Annotated in this window: 3 protein-coding genes; all 3 read right to left on the minus strand. The window is 64.9% G+C overall.

The genetic code is table 11. The annotated features are described in order from the left end of the window. The coding region (locus AC1DY5_RS53885) for an acyl-CoA thioesterase (RefSeq protein WP_478122403.1) at nucleotides 1-194 on the minus strand (194 nt) is incomplete at its 3' end. A gap of 11 nt (nucleotides 195-205) precedes the next feature. Next, a complete protein-coding gene (locus tag AC1DY5_RS53890; RefSeq protein ID WP_478122401.1) occupies nucleotides 206-1,423 on the minus strand; it encodes an FAD binding domain-containing protein in 1,218 nt (405 codons plus the stop codon). Nucleotides 1,424-1,448: 25 nt separating this feature from the next. Then, nucleotides 1,449-1,836, minus strand: a 388-nt coding sequence (locus AC1DY5_RS53895) for a VOC family protein (protein ID WP_478122402.1), incomplete at its 5' end; no start/stop codon positions are given.

Here is a 1,836-nt window from a genome sequence, read left to right on the forward strand (position 1 = left end):
GGGTTCACGAAGCGAATGCCACCAACGTAGGCGGTCACGCAGTAGCGCTGAGCCCACGTCGTCGCTACTGCGTAGGCTGCCTGGTCAATCCAAGACATCACCGTTCCGCCGTGCACCTTGCCACCGAAGTTCACGGTGCCAGGTTGCGCCAGAAAGCGCAGTGTGATTTCGTCCGAACGCTGACTCGTCGACATCGCAGCTTCGCTCAATGTTGCTTCGGGGAGACCGCGGTTTCCTTCATGATGGCCTCCGGCGTCCGGTATAGCTCGGCCATCTCGCGCTCGTGCTCCGTGAGGAGCTGCGCTTGCATGTACGCCCCCAGGGCTCGAGCGTGGTTGACGATGAACCCACCGAAGTCGACACGAGGGCGTTCGTAGGCCTTGAGCGCGTCCGGTACGTCACCGTTCCGGGTGAGCGCCTCCAGCAACGCCACGGCGTCGCCGGCCGCCTTGGTCACGCCCATGCCGCAATGCGGTCTCGCGACGAAAGCTGCATCGCCGAGAAGCGCGACGCGGCCGAAGGCCAGTTGCGGCGTTTCCAGGTCCAGGATCGGTTGGAAGAAGAGGTTCTCGGTCTTCTCGACCACTTCGGCGAACTGCGGCGCCAGGACATCGCGGGCAGCCTGGCGCGCCTGCTCAAGAATTTCCGTGCGGATGAGCGGCGGCGGAATGCCGTCGTGCCACACCTTGCCGTCGGCATCGGTGACCATGTCCTTCAGAGTGGTCGCCGCGTCCGCCGGGCGATACCAGACGAAGTTGAAGCGCCTCGCCCCCTCCTCCACGGCGTTGTTCTTGCCGGCAACGGGATAGGCAATCATCTGCTCGCGCGGCGGGAGGCCGAACGCGAAGTACGGGAAAAGCTCTTTGAGCGTCCTCTCCGACAGCACCGACTCTTCAACAAGACCGCGCCAGGCGATGTAGCCGGCGTACTGCGGCTTGGCTTGGGGCATGAGCGCCTGGCGCACCGACGAGCGGAACCCGTCCGCGGCAATCATCAGAGATGCTTTTGCTTGGGAGCCATCGGCGAACGTGGCGGTGACGTCCTCCTCGCCCTGCTGGAACGAGGCGAGGTGCTTGCCATTGTGGTATCGCTCGATCGGGAAGGCGGCCTTCAGAACGCTGTAAAGCCGGCCCCAAGCGGTGAGTATCTGGGGCATCGGGCGCGTGCCCACAACCGAACCGTCGCGTCCGAGCGTGACGCGTTCCTTCACCGTCACGCCGATCGAGTCGTCGATAACCACGCCGGCCTGGCCCAGCGCTTCCAGCAATTCCGGATGGGTCACGATGCCCGCGCCGCGCCCTTCGAGCTCCTCGGCCACGCGCTCGTAGACGTGAACGTCCCAGCCCGCACGGTGCAGGAGGTTCGCCGCGAACAGCCCACCGAGCGAGCCGCCAATCACCATCGCCGTCTTTGTCTCTTTCATCGCAGTCTCCATGTGTGGCTCGGGCTCAGCCGTGCGCGAGGGCTTCTTCTGCCGGGAAGTTGAGTTCGATGGTCACGCCGGAAGGGTCTTCCACGAAAACCTGGTGCAGGCCAAGGCTCGGGACCGTGCGCTCGCGGAACGCGAGGCCGGCGACGTGCAGGCGCCGATGCATTTCGACCAGGTCGGTCGCGAGGAAGGCCAGATGGTCGACCGCGGCGCTTCCGTGCAGCGACTCCTCGGCCTTGTCGCCAAGGTAGGCCTTCAGGCCTTCGGGGTCGTCACGGTCGATGCCGATGATGTGGACCACTCCGAAATCCGCCTCGTCGCCGTCGCCGTCGCGGTAGAGCCAGAGGCCGGGAAACTTGAACGGAGGTCGAAAACCCTCCTGGAATCCAAGGACGTCGACGTAGAAC

This window comes from Variovorax sp. P4_D9 (assembly GCF_056401695.1).